The following is a 14,131-nucleotide window of genomic DNA, read 5'->3' as shown; positions in this document are numbered from 1 at the left end:
CGTCCTTCATCACCGCACGCGCAAGAACCCCCCGACCGTCATCACCTGGTGCGCGTATCGCTGCACCGCCCCTTGACGCAGGAGCTCAGTCGGGTGCGCCCTGTGGAGGGCAGTGAACGCAGTGCTCTCAGAAGTGAGCAGTGAGTACTGCGCTCTCGGCTCAGTTGCTCTACGGTGCTAGATGCTCAGAGGTCCGAATGATCACTTGAGTGACCGGCCCAAAGCGGCCGTCATGACCGGGCTCGACCCCCACCGACCCGGCCGTCCTATGACGACCGTATCGCCGGCAGTGAGGGGTTTTGCCATGACGATCGCGATGCGAGCGGCGGAGACCAACCACCCCGCCGGGCAGCTGCCACCGGAGTTCGCAGCCATTATGCGCCCGGAGCTTCCCAGCCTCATCCAGGAAGTCAGAGCCGAGATCCGCGGCACCATCCCGGAGTACGCGGCGCTGCACGACGGCCCGTACGGCAAGGTGATCCAGCTCATCGTGGAGCAGGCGCTGAGCACCTTCGTGGAGCGGGTGGGCGAGCCGCGATCGTCAACGATCCAGCGGGACAAGACCTTTCAGCGCTTCGGCCGCTTCGAGGCGTACGAGGGCCGCGGCCTGGACACCATGGAGGCCGCCTTCCGGATCGGCGCCCGGCTCGCGCTGCACCGCGGCAAGAAGGTCGCCCGGCGCTACAACATCTCCACCACCCTCATGATCGTCTTCGCCGACCAGCTCTTCGCGTACGTCGACGAGCTGGTGGATGTCGCCCGCGAGGGCTATCTGGAGGCCAAGGCCGAGATGACCGGCGGCCAGGACAGCCAGCGGCAGCGGCTGCTGGAGCTGATCCTCGCCGGCCCCGCCACCCCGCGCTCCGCGCTCGCCGAGCTCGCCGAACGGGCCCGCTGGGAGATCCCGGACCAGGTGGCGCTGATCGCGTACGCACCCGGCCGAATGCCGGACCGGGCCGCGCTCACCCCCGACATGCTGGTCAACTTCGAGGACCCGCAGCCGTACGCGCTCTGCCCCGCCCCCATCGACCCCACCCGCCGCGCCTTCATGGACGCCTCGCCCGACACCTGCCGCGCGGCCGTCGGCCTGCCCGTAACACTGGAGGAGGCCGCGGAGTCGCTGCGCTGGGCGCGCCGCGGGCTGCACCTCGCGGAGGCGGGGATCATCGACTCCGGCCCGTACACGCACTGCGAGGAACACCTCGTCACGCTCTGGCTGTTCGCCGACCCCAAGCTCACCGACGCCCTCGCCCGGCGGCAGCTCACCTTCCTCGACGACCTCACCCCGAACCAGCGCGACCGCATGGTCGACACCCTGCGGGCGTGGCTCGACACCCGCGGCAACGCCGTCCAGATGGCCGAGCTGCTGCACCTGCACCCGCAGACCGTCCGCTACCGGCTGCGCAACCTCGACAAGGCCTTCGGCACCCAGCTGACCGATCCCGACCGCCGCTTCACCATCGAACTCGTGCTGCGCGCCCTCCAATTGCGCAGCCGCGCCGCGGAAAGGTGATCAATTGCCATGGGCACTCCCCGCCCCGTACGTGCTGATCTCACCCGCTCCTTCGGGGCGCTGCCCGCGGAGTTCGCCGCGATCATGCGGCCCGAGCTGCCCAGCCTGATCCAGGAGACGATCGCCGAGATCCGCCGCTCCATCCCGGAGTACGCGCAGGTGCTGGACGGCCCGTATGCCCGCGCGGTGCCGCTCATCGTCGAGGCGAATCTCGCCACCTTCGTGGAGAAGGTCGCCTCCCCCGACACCCCGACGGCCCAGCGCGACAAGGTGTGCCGGATGTTCGGGCGCTTCGAGGCGTACGAGGGCCGCGAACTGGACACGATGGAGGCCACCTTCCGCATCGGCGCCCGGGTGGCGCTGCGCCGCGCCAAGCGGACCGCCCGCCGCTACGGGCACTCCACGACGCTGATGCTGGCCTTCGCCGACGCGCTCTTCGCGTACATGGACGAGCTGGTCGACGTCGCCCGCGAGGGGTATCTGGAGGCCAGGGCCGAGCTGGACAACGGCCAGGACACCCACCGCCAGCGGCTGCTCGCGATGATCCTGCAGGGCCCGGCCGCGCCCCGCAGCGCGCTCGCCGAGCTCGCCGAACGCGCCCGCTGGCCGCTGCCGGACGAGGTCACGCTGATCGCGTACAGCGCGGAGAAGAAGCCGGACCGCGGCGCGATCCCCGACGACGTGCTGCTCGACCTGGACGACCCGCAGCCGCACGGCCTCATCCCGGGCCCGATGGACGACGACCGCCGTGCCTTACTGCGCGCCACGCCCGCGCACGTCCGCTTCGCGATCGGCGTGACGGTGCCGCTGGCCGCCGCGCCGGAGTCGCTGCGCTGGGCCCGCCGCACCCTCGCCCTGGTCGAGGCGGGCATCCTGCCGGAGCAGCCGTACACATACGCCGACGACCACCTGGTCACGCTCTGGCTCTTCTCCGACCCGGCGCTGCTCGAGCTGCTCTCGCGGCGCCGGCTCGCCCCGCTGGACGACCTCACCCCGAACCAGCGCGACCGGCTCATCGACACCCTGCGGGCCTGGCTCGACACCCGCGGCAACGCGGTCCAGATGGCCGAACTGCTGCACCTGCACCCGCAGACCGTCCGCTACCGGCTGCGCAACCTCGACAAGGCCTTCGGCGCCCAACTGACCGACCCGGACGCCCGCTTCGCCCTGGAGCTGGTGCTACGGGCCCTGCAGCTGCGCGGCCGCCGCGGCTACCGGGTGCCGCAGGCGCGCCAGGACGACTCGGTGACGCGGGCTCATCTGCGCGCACTCCCGGGACGGGAGTGAGGTCATCCCTCCACCGGCTCGGCGGGCGGCGTCCACACCTCGCCCGCCAGCACCTGGCGCATGCCGACCCAGACCATGTTCATCAGCCGGAGCGTGATCCGCTCCGGCGCCTCATTGGGGTGGTCGGCCATCCACCCGGTCAGCGAGTCGGCGGCGCCGACCAGGGCGTGCGCCACGAACTCCGCGTCCTCCTCGCCGAGCCCCGCGCTGCTGTCGCTCTCGGTGATCCCGGCCCGTACCAGCCCGGTCACCGCCGCCATCACCGCGGCCCGCTGCCGCTCCACCTCGGCCGCGATCTCGCCGCCCTGCTCGGGCGCCTGCCGGTAGAGGACGACCCAGCCGTCCCGGTTCGCGGCCACATGCGCGAAGAACGCCGAAAGCCCCGCCCACAGCTGCTGGTCGGCCCCCTGCTCGACGGCCGCCGCCTGCTGGAACTCATGGGTCAGCAGCTCGCCTTCGCGCTTGATGCAGGCGATGAAGAGGCCTTCCTTCGAGCCGAAGTACAGATACACCATCGGCTTCGAAATCCCGGCGAGGTCCGCGATCTCGTCCACGACCGCCGCGTGGTACCCGCGCTTGGAGAACACCTGCACCGCAGCGTCGATGATCTGCTGCTCCCGGACGTGCCGGGGAAGTCGTCTCCTGCGTGTGCCACTCACCCTTGCCACCCTACCGATCCACCGGCTAACTTAACTCCTGAGTAAGTTTACTCCAGAGTAAGAACACTGAGAAGGGTGTCAGGCATGGCCGACAAGACCAAGGCCGAGCTGGAGAGTCTGGACTTCGCCAGCGTCTCGCCGGAAGAGTTCGCGAAGCTCGTCAAGGGGTTCTCGAACAAGGAGATCGACGAGCTCAGCAGCGACGACGCGCTCCGCCGCCGGATCGCCGCGGAGATCTTCCAGCGCATGGAGAGCCAGTTCCGCCCCGACGCGGCGGGCCCGCTCAAGGCCGTCATCCGCTGGAAGATCACCGGCGAGAGCGACATCGTGTACGAGACGGCCATCGCCGACAAAAAGCTCACCATCACCGAGGGCCGTACCGAAGGCGAGCCGCGCGTCACCCTCGTCCTCGGCGACGCCGCGTTCCTGAAGCTGGTGTCCGGCAACGGCAGCCCGGTGTCGATGTTCATGACCCGCAAGCTCAAGGTGGCGGGCGACGTCGGCCTGGCGGCCAAGCTGCCGAGCCTCTTCGACATCCCCAAGGCCTGAGGGCAAGAGAGAAGAGAGAGCAGGAACGACGATGGCTGGTTTCTCCCTCGAACTCACCGAGGAGCAGCGGGACCTGCGCGAATGGGTGCACGGCTTCGCGAAGGACGTCGTACGGCCCGCCGCGAGCGAGTGGGACGAGCGCGAAGAGACCCCGTGGCCGGTGATCCAGGAGGCCGCGAAGATCGGCCTCTACGGCTTCGAGTCCCTGGCCGAGCTCTTCGCCGACCACACCGGGCTCTCCCTCCAGATAGCCAACGAGGAGCTGTTCTGGGGCGACGCCGGCATCGGCATGGCCCTCTTCGGCACCTCCCTCGCCGCCGCCGGCATCTTCTCCTCCGGCACCCCGGACCAGATGATCGAGTGGCTGCCGGAGTGCTTCGGCGACGAGAACGACCCGAAGGTGGCGGCATTCTGCGTCTCCGAGCCGGAGGCCGGATCCGACGTCGCCGCGATGCGCACCCGGGCCCGTTACGACGAGGCCAAGGACGAGTGGGTGCTCAGCGGCCAGAAGGCGTGGATCACCAACGGCGGCATCGCCAACGTGCACGTCGTCGTCGCCTCCGTGGAGCCGGATCTCGGCGTGCGCGGCCAGGCCGCCTTCATCGTCCCGCCGGGCACGGCAGGGCTGGTCGGCAACCGCAAGATCAAGAAGCTGGGCCTGCGCGCCTCGCACACGGCGGACGTCTTCCTCGACGATGTCCGGTTGCCGGGACGCTGCCTGCTCGGCGGCAAGGACAAGCTCGACGAGCGCCTCGCCCGGGCCCGCGAGGGCACGAAGGCGAAGGGCCAGGCCGCGATGGCCACCTTCGAGGTCAGCCGGCCGACGGTGGGCGCGCAGGCGCTCGGCATCGCGCGGGCGGCCTACGAGTACGCGCTGGAGTACGCGGGCGAGCGGATGGCCTTCGGCCGGCCGATCATCGAGAACCAGTCGATCGCGTTCTCGCTCGCCGACATGCGGACCGAGATCGAGGCGGTCCGGCTGCTGATCTGGCAGGCGTCGTGGATGGCCCGTAACGACCAGGTCTTCGACGCCGGGCAGGGCTCGATGGCCAAGCTGCGGGCCGGCGAACTGGCGGTCTCGGCCTCCGAGAAGGCCATCCAGATCCTCGGCGGCGCGGGCTACTCCCGCGAGCACCCCGTCGAGCGGATGTACCGGGACGCGAAGATCTACACCATCTTCGAGGGCACCAGTGAGATCCAGCGCCTGGTGATCGCGCGAGCGATCTCGGGCAAACACATCCGCTGAACTTCGGCCCGGGCGTACCGTCGTGGCCGCGACGGCGGGGCGCACGGGCTCGTACGGCTTCAGAAGGAGGCCAGAGAGTGAGCGCGTACCAGACCATCCTCGTCGGCACGGACGGCTCCCAGTCGTCCCTCGCGGCAGTCGCCAAGGCGGCGGAACTGGCAGCCGACAGCCAGGCCAAGCTCGTCATCGCCTGCGCCTACTACCCCATGCGCGGCCGCGACGTCGCCCGTGCCCAGGACCAACTCGGCGACGAGGCCTACCAGGTGGTGGGCTCGGCCCCGGCCGAGGACACCCTCCAGACCGCCCGCGACCGCGCCCTCGCGCACGGCGCGGTGGACCTGCAGACCCTGGCCGTCCAGGGCGAGCCGGTGCCGACGCTGGTGCAGGCCGCGCAGGACGCCGCGGCGGACCTGGTGGTCGTCGGCAACCGCGGGCTGCGCTCGCTGGCCGGGCGGCTGCTCGGCTCGGTGCCGGCGGACGTGGCGCGGCGGTCGGGGACGGACGTACTGATCGTCCACACCACATGACCCCCGAGGAGGAGGGGGCGGAGGACGCCCGGGAACGTATCGAGTCGATCCTGCTGGGCGGCCACCGCCGCTACGCCCGCGGCGACGTCACCGACGAATCCGGCGTCCCCGCCGACCGCACCCAGGCGATCTGGCGCGCGCTCGGCTTCCCCGTGACGCCCGAGGACGAAGTCGCCTTCACCGACGGCGACGTGGCCGCGCTGGCGGCCGGCGAGCGCTTCATCGACGCCGGACTGATCACCGCGGACAGCGAGATGATGATGGCCAGACAGCTCGGCCATCACCTGTCCCGGCTGGCCGAGTGGCAAGTGGTGACCATCTGGTCGTGGCTGGAGCGGCAGCCCGGACTGGAGGCGGACGACGAGGAGTTCGCGAAGCTCGTCGAGCTGCTGCTGCCGGAGCTCGAACGCCTGCAGAACCACGTCTGGCGCCGCCACCTCGCCGCGTACGCGGGCCGCGCCCTCGCCGCCCCTGACGAGCCGCGCAGCGCGAGCCATCTCGCCGTCGGCTTCACGGACATGGTCGGGTATACGCGCATGACCCGAGGCCTGTCCGAGGACCAGCTCGCCCGCATCCTCGACCTCTTCGAGTCCGCGGCCGGCGACGTGGTCGCCGACCACGGCGGCCGGATCGTGAAGACCATCGGCGACGAGGTCCTGTTCACCGCCGAGGACCCGGCCGCCGCCGCCGAGATCGCCCTGGAGCTGACCGCCCGCGGCGGCGCCCCCCTCCCGGACGGCATCCCCCAGCTCCGCACCGGCCTCGCCTACGGCCAGGTCCTCTCCCGCTACGGCGACGTATACGGCCCGGTGGTCAATGCCGCCGCCCGCCTCACCTCGGTGGCCCGACCGGGCACGGTCCTCTGCGATACGGGCTGCGCCGACCGGCTGACCTCGGCGAACGGCCTCTCGCTCCGCCCGCTGCGCCCGGTCTCGGTCCGGGGCTACAGCCGCTTGCGCCCGGTCCTGCTGCGGCGCCGCGGAAAACCATCGGGATGATCAACGCAGCTCCGGGGGATGTAATGAACAGGCGCCGAGGCCACCTGCCTTAGGCGCCTGTGCCGTACCTACAACACAACTAAGACCCCGTACCTACAGAGATGGGGCAGTCTCCCGATGTAGAACCCCCCGCCTGAGGGGGATTCTGGAGCAACGACCAGGAACCGAAACGATGAGTTTCCGATACCGGACCGGTCTATCAAGGCAACAGCTCCGAACCACACCGAAGAAGAGGACCCGAGAGGTGCATCATGTGTACTCACCAGCCGCAGTGCCCGCCCGCCGACCACCGTGACCACGCCTCCGCACGCACCGTGGCCTTCCACCCCGAGCAGGGCTGGAGCCTTCTGTGCAACGGCACGATCGTCTTCGACGACCTCGGCGAGCTCCTCCCGCCCCCCGCCGACCATCGCGTTCCCGTCCCGGCCTGAGCACGGAGGAGACGAACCATGCGACAGCTGCAGCTCCGCCGCCCCGTACGAAAGACCACGACCCCCCAGCCGGACCTCCGCACCCCGTCCGGCCGGCCCCTCCCTTACTGAGCGGCTTCGCCGCGGTCAACCGCTGAGGGATTCCGGGGGCTTCGCCCCCAGACCCCCACTACGCCGCCGGCTCGCCGACGCTCCCCCACAGGTGCTCGCGGCCGCTCTGGCTCTCCAGCCGGAAGCCGAGGCCGCCGCCCGCCTTTCCCGCGCTGAAGCCGACCCTCGCCGGCAGCAGCACCGGTGCCTTGAAGGACACGTCCACCGCATACGACTCCGGCAGCCGGTCGTCGAGCTCCGCCAGGCAGCGGGCCATCGTCCACATCCCGTGCGCGATCGCCTTCGGGAAGCCGAAGAGCTTCGCCGTCAGCGGGCTGAGGTGGATGGGATTACGGTCCCCGGAGACCGCCGCGTACGAGCGGCCGATGTTCCCCGGGATCTCCCACTGTTCCGACGACCACGTGTCGTCCCGCTCCGGCGCGGCCGCCGGTTCCGGGCCCTTCGCCCGGCCGCCGCGGCCGCCGCGGCTGAGATAGGTGGACACCTCGCGCCACACCGTCTCGCCGCCCGCCGTCGTGCACTGCGCCGCCACCTCGAAGGCCGCGCCCTTCGGGTGCGCGTACGGCTCGTTGATCCACACCTCGTACCGCAGCCGCTCGTCCGCGGCGATCGGCCGTAGCTGCTCGATCCGGTTGCCGACGTGCACCAGACCCAGCATCGGGAACGGGAAGTCCCGCGCGGTCATCAGCGCCATCGCCATCGGAAAGGCGACGATATGCGGATACGTCACGGGCAGCCGGCCGCCGGCCGCGAACCCGCACACCTGCGCGTATCGCAGCAGCCGCCGCTCGTCCGCCGCCACACCGGTACGGACCAGCCCTCCGCCCGGCACCGCCCCGCCGCCGCGCCCCTTGGGCAGCAGCGCCTTGGCGTACAGCACCGGAAGCTTGGGCGTGGGCGCCTGCACCATCGCATCGGGTCTCTGCATCGCCACGCTGCTCACGCCCCCAGCAGGGCCTGGCCGCATACGCGCAGCACCTGGCCGTTGACGGCGCCGCTGCCCGGCGAGGCGAAGAAGGCGACGGCCTCGGCGACGTCGACCGGCTGGCCGCCCTGGTTGACGCTGTTCATACGGCGGCCCGCCTCGCGGATGAAGAGCGGGACGGCGGCGGTCATCTGGGTCTCGATGAAGCCGGGGGCGATGGCGTTGACCGTGATCCCGCGTCCGACCAGCGGGGCCTGGGCCTGCACGAGGCCGATCAGACCGGCCTTCGACGCCGCGTAGTTGGTCTGGCCGACATTGCCCGCGATGCCGCTGATGGACGAGGTGCAGATGATGCGGCCGCCGTCGCGCAGCACCGGTGCGTCGCCGTCCAGCAGCCGGGCGTTGATGCGCTCCACAGCCGCGAGGTTGACGTTGATCACCGACTCCCAGCGGGCGGCGTCCATCCGGCCGAGGGTCTTATCGCGGGTAATGCCCGCATTGTGCACGACGATGTCCACGCCGCCGTGGTGCGCGCTCAGATGCCCGGCCAGCCGGCTGTCCGCCGCCGCCTCGGTGATGTCCAGCTCCAGCGCGGTGCCGCCGATCCGGTCCGCGACCGCCTTCAGCTCCGCGGCCTGTGCCGGTATGTCCAGGCATACGACCTGCGCCCCGTCCCGCGCCAGGGTCTCGGCGACAACCGCGCCGATGCCCCGCGAAGCCCCGGTGACCAGCGCGGTCTTGCCGTCCAGCGGCCGCTCCCAGTCCGCGGGCGCGGTGACCGTGCCGCCCGCCCCGATCCGCAGCACCTGCCCGGACACGTAAGCCGAACGGGCCGACAGCGCGAAGCGCAGCACCGACTCCAGGGAGCCCTCGGCGCCCGGCTCCACGAGCAGCAGATGCGCGGTCGCGCCGCGGCGCAGCTCCTTGCCCGCCGAGCGGACGAAGCCCTCGAGTGCGCGCTGAGCCACCGCCTCTCGTACGTCCGTGATGAGTTCAGGCGGTGTGCCCAACACCACAAGGCGGCCGCACGGGGCGAGTGAGCGGATCCGGGCGTGGAAGAAGGAGTGCAGCTCGACGAGCTTGTCGCTGGAGGTGATGCCGGTGGCGTCGAAGACCAGCGCGTGCGGCCTGCCGCCCTCGCCGGCGATCTCCGCGCCGAGGGATTCCAGCAGTTCGCGCACGGGTTTGCCGAGCCGCCCGCCGTCCGGTCCACCGAGTGCGACGGGGCCCGCGGCGACCTGGTCACCGGGCTTGTGGCGGCGCAGCGGCTCCGGGCGCGGCAGGCCAAGTCGCTTGGCCAGAAAGCCTCCCGGAGCCGAGGCCGTGAATTTCTGGTAGCGATCGGCCATTGATTTCCTCCTTACGGCTGAGTAAGTCTACTGAAGAGTAAAGTTAGCGAGCCCGCGCCACAAGGAGAAGCGGACATGACTTCGACACCACGCCGCGCAGCGATCATCGGCGGCAACCGCATCCCGTTCGCGCGCTCCGACGGCGCGTACGCGACCGCCTCGAACCAGCAGATGCTCACCGCGGCCCTCAACGGCCTGGTGGACCGGTACGCACTGTCCGGCGAGGTGCTCGGCGAGTTCGTCGCCGGCGCCGTCCTCAAGCACGCCCGCGACTTCAACCTCGCGCGGGAGACGGTGCTCGGCAGCAAGCTCGACCACCGCACCCCCGCCTACGACGTGCAGCAGGCCTGCGGGACCGGCCTGGAGGCGGTCATCCTCGTCGCCAACAAGGTCGCCCTCGGCCAGATCGAGGCGGGCATCGCGGGCGGCGTGGACACCACCAGCGACGCCCCGCTCGGCGTCAACGACGATCTGCGCAAGGTGCTGCTCAAGGCCCGCCGCCAGAAGACGCTCGGCAAGCGGCTCGGGGCGCTGACCGGCGTACGGCCGAAGCACCTGGTCCCGGACATCCCGCAGAACGCCGAGCCGCGCACCGGCCTTTCGATGGGCGAGCACGCGGCCCGTACGGCCAAGGAGTGGGGCATCGCGCGGGCGGCGCAGGACGAGCTGGCGGCCCGCAGCCACCAGCGGCTCGCGGCGGCGTACGAGTCCGGCTTCTTCGACGACCTGATCACCCCCTTCCGGGGCCTGGACCGGGACGAGAACCTGCGGCCGGACTCGACGCCGGAGAAGCTGGCGCGGCTGAAGCCGGTCTTCGGCAAGTCCTTCGGCGACGCGGCGACGATGACCGCCGGCAACTCCACCCCGCTCACCGACGGCGCCTCGACGGTGCTGCTGGCGAGCGAGGAGTGGGCGGAGGCGCACGGGCTGCCGGTGCTGGCGTACGTGAGCTTCGCCCGTACCGGCGGCGTGGACTTCGTGGACGGCCCGGACGGGCTGCTGACCGCGCCGGTGTACACCGTCCCGAAGCTGGTCGAGACCGCGGGTGTGAAGCTCGCGGACTTCGATCTCTACGAGATTCACGAGGCCTTCGCATCCCAGGTCTTGGCCACCCTGGCCGCCTGGGAGGACCCTGCCTTCTGCAAGGACCGGCTGGGCCTGGACGGCGCCTTCGGCACGATCGACCCCGCGAAGCTGAACGTCAACGGCTCGTCGCTCGGCACGGGGCACCCCTTCGCGGCCACGGGCGGCCGCATCGTGGCGACGCTGGCGAAGCTGCTGCACGAACGCGCACAGGGTACGGACGAGCCGGTGCGCGGCCTGATCTCCATCTGCGCGGCGGGAGGCCTGGGAGTGACGGCCGTACTGGAGCGCTGACCCACAGACCACAGCGGAGCTGAAGGAGCAGACGATGGGCGTACGACAGGACCTCAAGACCGCCAAGAAGCGCGGCGACCTCGCCGACCGGGTCACCGTGGAGGTGATCCGCGAGAACGGGGTGGTGCGGGAGGCGCGGGCCTCGCACCTGGTCGCGCCGTCCACGTCGGGCAGCGTGGCCGACATCCCGTTCGCCAACGCCGCCGACGATCCGGCCGCGGTCGTCATCCGCCGCAAGCAGGGCGACCGCTGGCGCCCGGTCACCGCGGACGCCTTCGCCCGGGAGGTGACCGCGGCGGCGAAGGGCCTGATCGCGGCCGGGCTGCAGCCGGGCGGGCGGGTCGCGCTGATGTCCCGTACCCGCTACGAGTGGTGCGTGCTGGACTTCGCGATCTGGGCGGCGGGCGGCCAGACCGTGCCGATCTACGCGACGTCGTCGGCCGACCAGATCACGTGGATCCTGCAGGACTCGGGCGCCATGCACCTGGTCTGCGAGACGCCGGAGAATGCGGAGACGGTGGCCTCCGCCGTGTCCGCGCTGCCGGAGGCGCCGCAGATATGGCAGCTGGACGACGGCGCGATGACCTCGCTGGCAGACCTGGGCCGGTCGGTCCCGGACGAGGAGGTGGCCAAGCGCCGCGCGGCGCTCACCCCCGACACGATCGCCACGCTCGTCTACACCTCGGGCACGACCGGCCGCCCGAAGGGCTGCGTGCTCACGCACGGCAATCTGCACGCCGAGGCGTCGAACACGATCGAGCTGCTCTACCCGGTCTTCCGCGAGGTCACGGGCCAGGAGGCGTCGACGCTCCTCTTCCTCCCCCTCGCCCACATCCTCGGCCGTACGATCCAGATCGCCTGCCTCCAGGCGAAGATCGAGATAGGCCACTGGCCGTCGATCAAGCCGGACGAACTGCGGCCGGAGTTCAAGACCTTCAAGCCGACCTTCGTCATCGGCGTCCCGTATCTCTTCGAGAAGATCCACGACACCGGGCGGGCGCAGGCGGAGAAGATGGGCCGCGGGTCGTCCTTCCAGCGCGCGGACAACATCGCGGTGCGCTTCGGCGAGGCGTATCTGGCGAAATTCCTGGAGACGGGGAAGGGCCCGGGCCTCGGCCTGTACCTGGCGTGGGGCCTGTACGACCTGCTGGTGTACCGGCGGATCCGCAAGGAGCTGGGCGGCAAGCTGAGTTACGCGATCAGCGGCGGCTCGCCGCTGGACCGGCGGCTGAACCTCTTCTTCTACGCGGCCGGCATCGTCATCTACGAGGGCTACGGCCTGACCGAGACGACGGCGGCAGCGACCATCATCCCGCCGCTGCAGCCGCGCCCCGGGACGGTGGGGCAGCCGGTGCCGGGCACATCGGTCCGGATCGCCGACGACGGCGAGATCCTGATCAAGGGCGGCATCGTCTTCGGCTCGTACTGGAACAACCCGGACGCGACCGCGTCGGTGAAGCAGGACGAATGGTTCGCGACGGGCGACCTGGGCTCGCTGGACGACGAGGGCTATCTGAAGATCACCGGCCGCAAGAAGGACATCCTGATCACGACGGGCGGCAAGAACGTGGCCCCGGCGGTCCTGGAGGACCGCATGCGCAGCCGCCCGCCGGTGGGCCAGGTCATGGTGGTGGGCGACAAGCGCGCCTTCATCGGCGCGCTGGTGACGCTGGAGCCGGAGGCCATGGAGCACTGGCTCGCGGTCCGCAAGCGCCCGAAGGACACCCCGCTGTCCGAACTCCGCGAGGACCCGCAGCTGCTGGCCGCCGTCCAGAAGGCGGTGGACTACGCGAACGAGGCGGTCTCGAAGGCGGAGTCCATCCGCAAATTCGTCATCATCGACGGCGACTTCACCGAGGAGAACGGCCTCCTGACCCCCTCCCTGAAGGTCAAGCGACACGCGGTGCTGGAGGCGTACGGGGCGGAGATCGAGGCGCTGTACGGGGGGTGACTCACGCCTCGGGCAGGACGCGGGCGAGGATGTCCCGCACCTCGGGATCCTGCGGATCCGCCGCTTTCAACTCGGCGGCGGCCCGCAGGGCTTCCTCGCGCCGGCCGTCGGCGTCCAGGACCCGGATCCGGTAGGCGGCGGCGAGCTGCGCCTCGTCGCCGTACTCCCGGATCGCGCGCTCGCTGAGCTCCAGCGACTCCTCGTACCGGCCGCACAGCCAGTTCCCCTCCGCCGCCCAGAGAAGATGATGCAGGCGCTCCGGGCTGCCCGGCGCGGAGGTGGCCGCACGCGCGGACTCCTCCTCGGCGGCCTCTTCGAGGGAGTAGGCGTGGGTCTCCGGTTCGGGCTCGCTCACTACGACTGCTCCTCCTCGGGCAGGTGGGTCCTGGCCTCTTCGTAGCCGGCGGCGGCCGGCGCCTCGGCCGGAACGTACAACAGGTCCAGGACCCCGGTCGAGAAGGTCGCGGACTCGGCCAGCCGGAGTGGGATCGGGGTGTCGGCCTCGTCGAAGAGGCGGAGGCCCTTGCGGACGGCGATGGGGTGGACCAGGAGGTGGAGTTCGTCGAGGAGGCCCTCGGCGAGCAGTTGGCGGACGACCGAGACCGAGCCGCTGAGGCCGATGGTGCCGTCGCCCTCGTTCTTCAGGGCCGTGACCGCCTTGGTGAAGTCGCCTTCGAGCTGCTCGGAGTTGCGCCAGTGGAAGTCGAGCTTCGAGCGGGACAGGACGATCTTCCGCGCGTCGCCGAGCTTCTTCGCGAAGTACGCGTCCTCGCCGCCCGCGGCTTCCCGCTCCGGCCAGGCACCGGCGAAGCTGTCGTACGTCTTGCGGCCGAAGAGGATGGTGTCGGCGGCGCCGATGCGGGCGTCGACGGAGGCGCCCATCTCGTCGTTGAAGTAAGGGAAGTGCCACTGGTCGGGCGCCTCCACGACGCCGTCGAGCGAGCTGAAGAGGCTGGCGGTGATCTTCTTCATGGTTCTTCCTCCGGGGTGGGTCGGTTATGTGGGTAGACCTGGTGCGGGGGCAGGACTCATCGCCGAATGCGGGCGATCGAGGAGGAGAGTGGTGGCATGCGAGATGACGTGTGGGCGGCCGCGGTCCCGTACGAGCGGTACATGGGGCGGTGGAGCCGGCTCGTCGCCGCGGAGTTCGTGGGGTGGCTGGGGGCGGACGCGGGGCTGCGGTGGCTGGATGTCGGGTGCGGTACGGG

At 70.8% G+C, this 14,131-nt stretch carries 14 protein-coding genes; 9 read left to right on the top strand and 5 right to left on the bottom strand.

Features of this window, described 5'->3' with window-relative positions:
- Positions 1-304: 304 nt before the first annotated feature.
- Positions 305-1,513 (top strand): PucR family transcriptional regulator, encoded by a 1,209-nt coding sequence (locus G5C51_RS32960; RefSeq protein ID WP_165242867.1) that lies wholly within the window; start codon positions 305-307, stop codon positions 1,511-1,513.
- Between the two features lie 9 nt (positions 1,514-1,522).
- The gene (locus G5C51_RS32955) at positions 1,523-2,800 is read left to right on the top strand and encodes a PucR family transcriptional regulator (RefSeq protein WP_165242865.1); all 1,278 of its coding nucleotides are present in this window, start codon (positions 1,523-1,525) and stop codon (positions 2,798-2,800) included.
- Positions 2,801-2,802: 2 nt separating this feature from the next.
- On the opposite strand, the gene G5C51_RS32950 is transcribed toward G5C51_RS32955, so the two are convergent.
- Positions 2,803-3,459, bottom strand: a complete 657-nt coding sequence (locus G5C51_RS32950) for a TetR family transcriptional regulator (RefSeq protein ID WP_165242863.1) — start codon at positions 3,457-3,459, stop codon at positions 2,803-2,805.
- Positions 3,460-3,543: 84 nt separating this feature from the next.
- Between G5C51_RS32950 and G5C51_RS32945 the strand changes: the two genes are divergently transcribed.
- From G5C51_RS32945 to G5C51_RS32925, 5 genes are all read left to right on the top strand, one after another.
- Positions 3,544-4,008 (top strand): SCP2 sterol-binding domain-containing protein, encoded by a 465-nt coding sequence (locus tag G5C51_RS32945; RefSeq protein ID WP_165242861.1) that lies wholly within the window; start codon positions 3,544-3,546, stop codon positions 4,006-4,008.
- A 31-nt stretch (positions 4,009-4,039) separates the two neighbouring features.
- Positions 4,040-5,254 carry an acyl-CoA dehydrogenase family protein gene (locus G5C51_RS32940; RefSeq protein ID WP_165242859.1) on the top strand — a complete coding sequence of 405 codons (1,215 nt, stop codon included), beginning with the start codon at positions 4,040-4,042 and terminating at the stop codon, positions 5,252-5,254.
- 77 nt (positions 5,255-5,331) lie between these two features.
- Positions 5,332-5,781 carry a universal stress protein gene (locus G5C51_RS32935; RefSeq protein ID WP_165242857.1) on the top strand — a complete coding sequence of 150 codons (450 nt, stop codon included), beginning with the start codon at positions 5,332-5,334 and terminating at the stop codon, positions 5,779-5,781.
- Entirely contained in the window at positions 5,778-6,779 is a 1,002-nt protein-coding gene (locus G5C51_RS32930) for an adenylate/guanylate cyclase domain-containing protein (RefSeq protein WP_165242855.1), read from the top strand. The genes G5C51_RS32935 and G5C51_RS32930 overlap by 4 nt, the downstream gene beginning before the upstream one ends.
- A gap of 251 nt (positions 6,780-7,030) precedes the next feature.
- Positions 7,031-7,210 carry a DUF5999 family protein gene (locus G5C51_RS32925; RefSeq protein ID WP_165242853.1) on the top strand — a complete coding sequence of 60 codons (180 nt, stop codon included), beginning with the start codon at positions 7,031-7,033 and terminating at the stop codon, positions 7,208-7,210.
- A gap of 169 nt (positions 7,211-7,379) precedes the next feature.
- On the opposite strand, the gene G5C51_RS32920 is transcribed toward G5C51_RS32925, so the two are convergent.
- Together G5C51_RS32920 and G5C51_RS32915 are read right to left on the bottom strand one after the other, a co-directional pair.
- Positions 7,380-8,249 (bottom strand): MaoC/PaaZ C-terminal domain-containing protein, encoded by an 870-nt coding sequence (locus G5C51_RS32920; RefSeq protein WP_165242851.1) that lies wholly within the window; start codon positions 8,247-8,249, stop codon positions 7,380-7,382.
- Positions 8,250-8,260: 11 nt separating this feature from the next.
- Positions 8,261-9,595 (bottom strand): 3-oxoacyl-ACP reductase, encoded by a 1,335-nt coding sequence (locus tag G5C51_RS32915; protein WP_165242849.1) that lies wholly within the window; start codon positions 9,593-9,595, stop codon positions 8,261-8,263.
- Positions 9,596-9,670: 75 nt separating this feature from the next.
- On the opposite strand from G5C51_RS32915, the gene G5C51_RS32910 reads away from it, so the two are divergent.
- A complete protein-coding gene (locus G5C51_RS32910) occupies positions 9,671-10,972 on the top strand; it encodes an acetyl-CoA C-acetyltransferase (RefSeq protein WP_165242847.1) in 1,302 nt (433 codons plus the stop codon).
- A gap of 34 nt (positions 10,973-11,006) precedes the next feature.
- The gene (locus G5C51_RS32905; RefSeq protein ID WP_165242845.1) at positions 11,007-12,923 is read left to right on the top strand and encodes an AMP-dependent synthetase/ligase; all 1,917 of its coding nucleotides are present in this window, start codon (positions 11,007-11,009) and stop codon (positions 12,921-12,923) included.
- 1 nt (position 12,924) lies between these two features.
- On the opposite strand, the gene G5C51_RS32900 is transcribed toward G5C51_RS32905, so the two are convergent.
- Together G5C51_RS32900 and G5C51_RS32895 are read right to left on the bottom strand one after the other, a co-directional pair.
- Entirely contained in the window at positions 12,925-13,278 is a 354-nt protein-coding gene (locus G5C51_RS32900; protein WP_165242843.1) for a tetratricopeptide repeat protein, read from the bottom strand.
- Complete coding sequence (locus tag G5C51_RS32895) at positions 13,278-13,895, bottom strand: dihydrofolate reductase family protein (protein ID WP_165242841.1); 618 nt, start codon at positions 13,893-13,895, stop codon at positions 13,278-13,280. The genes G5C51_RS32900 and G5C51_RS32895 overlap by 1 nt, the downstream gene beginning before the upstream one ends.
- Positions 13,896-14,131: the final 236 nt, after the last annotated feature.

This window comes from Streptomyces coryli (assembly GCF_011044975.1).
In the GTDB taxonomy this organism is placed as follows: domain Bacteria; phylum Actinomycetota; class Actinomycetes; order Streptomycetales; family Streptomycetaceae; genus Streptomyces; species Streptomyces coryli.
The sequence above is the reverse complement of the archived record's forward strand: the minus strand, read 5'-3'. Positions and strand labels throughout refer to the sequence as shown.